This window comes from Pseudomonas sp. 313 (genome assembly GCF_000316965.1).
GTDB lineage: Bacteria > Pseudomonadota > Gammaproteobacteria > Pseudomonadales > Pseudomonadaceae > Chryseomonas > Chryseomonas benzopyrenica.
This window is the reverse complement of sequence record NZ_ANBZ01000092.1, coordinates 1-420: the sequence shown is the minus strand read 5'-3', so window position 1 is coordinate 420 and position 420 is coordinate 1. Positions and strand designations below refer to the sequence as shown.

Genomic DNA, 420 nt, shown 5'->3' with positions numbered 1-420 from the left:
AAGCTCGGCCCGAACATCGCCAGCAGGTGCCACTGTATTCCTAGGGCGGCGTTGTCCACCGAATGCCCGTGGTTGACCATCGCCACCGGCGCGGCCGTCATCACGAACGCCATCACCCCATAGGACACCACGCCCGCAGCCACGGCCAGCAGATAGCGCGGCATCGCCAAGAGCTGCAGCACCGTCCGACCGCTATCGGCGACTGCTTCGGCCTGGGTCTGGCTCGGCGTGCGCAGCATCAGCAGGATCGGCAAGGCGATCAGCGGCAGCAGCGCCTGGCTGAGGAAGCTGCCAACGTAGGGCGTGCCCGCTACCGCATCGCGCGTGAAGATCACCAACTGCGGCCCGATGATGGCGCCCGCGAGACCGCCCACCATGACCCAGGAAATGGCCTTGGCCTTAAGCGCGTCCTCGGCGGTG

1 pseudogene is annotated in these 420 nt (G+C 67.1%); it reads right to left on the bottom strand.

Annotated elements, in window-relative coordinates:
- Nucleotides 1-420: pseudogene (locus C722_RS0122860) on the bottom strand (MFS transporter); the annotation flags it as partial.